Annotated in this window: 4 protein-coding genes; 2 read left to right on the top strand and 2 right to left on the bottom strand. The window is 62.0% G+C overall.

Annotated elements, in window-relative coordinates; genetic code table 11:
* Positions 1 to 62 precede the first annotated feature (62 nt).
* A complete protein-coding gene (locus Tther_RS13675; RefSeq protein ID WP_281280194.1) occupies positions 63 to 185 on the bottom strand; it encodes a hypothetical protein in 123 nt (40 codons plus the stop codon).
* Between the two features lie 114 nt (positions 186 to 299).
* Entirely contained in the window at positions 300 to 1,511 is a 1,212-nt protein-coding gene (locus tag Tther_RS12985) for a tyrosine-type recombinase/integrase (protein ID WP_143904531.1), read from the bottom strand.
* 419 nt (positions 1,512 to 1,930) lie between these two features.
* Here Tther_RS12985 and Tther_RS12980 point away from each other — a divergent pair, with 419 nt between their 5' ends.
* Both Tther_RS12980 and Tther_RS12975 read left to right on the top strand, forming a co-directional pair.
* Positions 1,931 to 2,212, top strand: a complete 282-nt coding sequence (locus Tther_RS12980) for a hypothetical protein (protein WP_143904529.1) — start codon at positions 1,931 to 1,933, stop codon at positions 2,210 to 2,212.
* Positions 2,199 to 2,519, top strand: a complete 321-nt coding sequence (locus tag Tther_RS12975) for a hypothetical protein (RefSeq protein WP_143904527.1) — start codon at positions 2,199 to 2,201, stop codon at positions 2,517 to 2,519. Before Tther_RS12980 ends, Tther_RS12975 begins: the two co-directional genes overlap by 14 nt.
* Positions 2,520 to 2,731: the final 212 nt, after the last annotated feature.

The following is a 2,731-nucleotide window of genomic DNA, read 5'->3' as shown; positions in this document are numbered from 1 at the left end:
GGTTTCCGCAATGCTCGCCGAACTCGACGACGAGTGGCTGACCGGCAAGGTCTATCTCAACTTCAACCTGTAACCCGGTTGTCATGACCACCCAACCGGAAATTTACAGAAAAGAGGTTGCACAATCGGTCTTGCACCAGCTGCGGCTCGCTAAAGAGCCACTTGTAACTGCTGTCGTACGACATGCCACCCATCATAACGGGCACGGGCCGGCTTCACCCCGGCCCGTGCATCAATCATGCCTTGTGCCCTGTGCAGCCTCTGTGCCTACTCCCCCGCGCCCACCCGCGGGGGAGCATTCACACTGCCTGCAGCAGCCGCTGTGCCAGCGTCTCCTCGGTTTGCTTGCGCGCCTTGTCCGTGATGTGCAAGTACTTCATCGTCGTCTTGAGCTGCGTGTGCCCAAGCGCCTCTTTCACCGCCACGAGGTTGACGCCAGCTTCGAGCAGGGCGGACGCAAAGCTGTGGCGCAGGTCGTGCAGCCGCAGATTCGGCAGCCCCGCGGCGTTGCGCACCGTCACCCACAGGCAGCGGCGGCTGTGGTAGGGCTGCCCGGTCTTCGGATTGGCAAACACCCACGGCGTTTGCACGCCTGCCTCGCGTTGCGCCGCCAAGCGCCGCTGCAGCATCTGGACCACAGGGGCGCTCAGGTGCTTGACGAACGCTTTCTTCTGTTTGACCTCGGCCGGCTCGTAGCGAATCAGACCGCGTTCGAAGTCGAGCTGCGTCCAGCTCAGCCGATAGACGTTGCTGCGCCGCAGTCCGGTGAGTGCCGCCATCAGAAGAGCGTCGGCAAAGTCGGCATCGTGCGCGCGCGCCACGGCCAGCAGGCGCTGGACGTCTTCGGGCTGCAGAAAGCGCCCTTTGACAAGCGCGACCTCGCTGCCCAGGTTCAGCGCGGCGGTGGGGTTGTCGGCAACCCCGGGGACTTTTTGGCGCTTGGCCTCGTTGAAGAGGTGGCGCAGCAATATCATCACGCGCTTGACCGTGCCCTCCGAGAGTGTCTTGCCCGCCTGCGTCGTCCAGCGTCCTGCCGCCACGGGCTTGCGGCGCAGCTGCTCTTGAAACGCTTGCGCGTGCTGCGCCGTGACCTTGCCCATGGGCAACGAGCCCAGAATCGGCTCGATGTGGTTGCGGTAGAGCGAGGTGTGCGTCTCGGTTTGCTTGCCCTGCGCGCGCAACTTGTCCAGAAACGGCCCGTAAAAGAAGTCCGACACGCTCAAGCCTGCGGCCGGCGGGCGGCCTCGCTTGGGGGTACTGCCCGTGCGCACGCTGGCCATCAGCTCTCGGGCCTGCTGTCGTGCTTCGTGCGCGGCGAGCTTGCCGATAGCACCCAGCTTGTGCTGGCGGCGCTGACCATCGGCGCTGCGCAGCGTCACAAAGTAGTTGCCTGCGCCGGTGCGCGTGAGCTGGGCCCCAAACCCCGGGACCTCCGAATCGAACACTTTGACCGCGGGCTTGTCGCTGGGCACACAGCCCTTGAGCGCAGCCTCCGTGATATGCAACTTCATAACGTATGCCCTTCATACGCCCTCGATTCCCACAGGTGGAACCGATGCGCTGGCGGGGCCCTCCCCCGCTGCATCCCGTGACCTGGGGGGCTAAACCCGGCCACGTGTCACGTGTAGCCACCGGCGCTGAAGGTGTTTTTTGCGGCTGTGCGGCGGGGATTTTTAACAAGTGCAAACTGTTGATATTGGATGGGTTTTATGCGTAAAAAGCCCCCGGAACCAGGCGGTTTCCGGGGGCAATCAGGGGGTGACTTTTTAGCAGTTGCGGTCTATCGATAAGGATTTTTCAGTTGTTTTTACCTTTGGTTGAGGTTCCCGTTCGCCAGTCTGCCAGCCAACTTGCATGCGCAACAGGTCACTTGCCGAATCGTGCGGCACGAAATATATAATATCGTGCATTCCAACACGGGAGTCCCATGATGGCCACTACTGCACACCCGCTCACCGTCAAGGTCGTCGGCACCAACGGCCAGATATCGCTGGGCAAGCAATACGCTGGCCGCCAGGTGCTGGTGGAAGAGTACGAGCCTGGGGTCTGGCTGGTTCGCACGGCCACGGTCGTTCCGGACAACGAGCGCTGGCTGCACACGCCGCAGGCGGCAGCCGATCTGCAAGCGGCCATGGCATGGTCCGTGGCCCATGCCGCATCGGATATCGATGTCGAAGACACGCTCAAGCGCCTTGGCCATGGCGAGCAGTGAAGCCAAGGTCAGGCTCGACCTGAATAACCCGGTGTTTCAGGACAACCTGCTGACGCTGCAAAAGCCCGAGCGACACGCAGCCCTGGATACGCTTCACAAAATTCGACAGCTGACCTGGAACCAGCTGTACCGCGACCCGGGCCTGAAGTGGGAAAAGATCACCAGCGTCAGGCCCCCCCAGGGCATCGATGCCGTTTACTCTCTGCGCATCACCCAGGCACGCCGGGCGACTGCGTACAGAGACGGGGATTTCATCCGTTTTCTGACCATCGCGCCGGATCACGATGCCACGTATGGCAGAAAATGAGCTGCATCACTGGCGCTCAGCCGAACCACCCGGCATCACTGAGCGCACAGCAGCTCGTCGATAAGCCGCGGCTCGGCAAAGCGGCGATTGTGCAACCTCTTTTCTGTAAATTTCCGGTTGGGTGGTCATGACAACCGGGTTACAGGTTGAAGTTGAGATAGACCTTGCCGGTCAGCCACTCGTCGTCGAGTTCGGCGAGCATTGCGGAAACC

Origin of the sequence: Tepidimonas thermarum (assembly GCF_007556705.1) — a bacterium.
In the GTDB taxonomy this organism is placed as follows: Bacteria; Pseudomonadota; Gammaproteobacteria; order Burkholderiales; family Burkholderiaceae_C; genus Tepidimonas; species Tepidimonas thermarum.
Note: the sequence above shows the minus strand (reverse complement) of the source record. Positions and strands in the feature narration are given on the sequence as shown.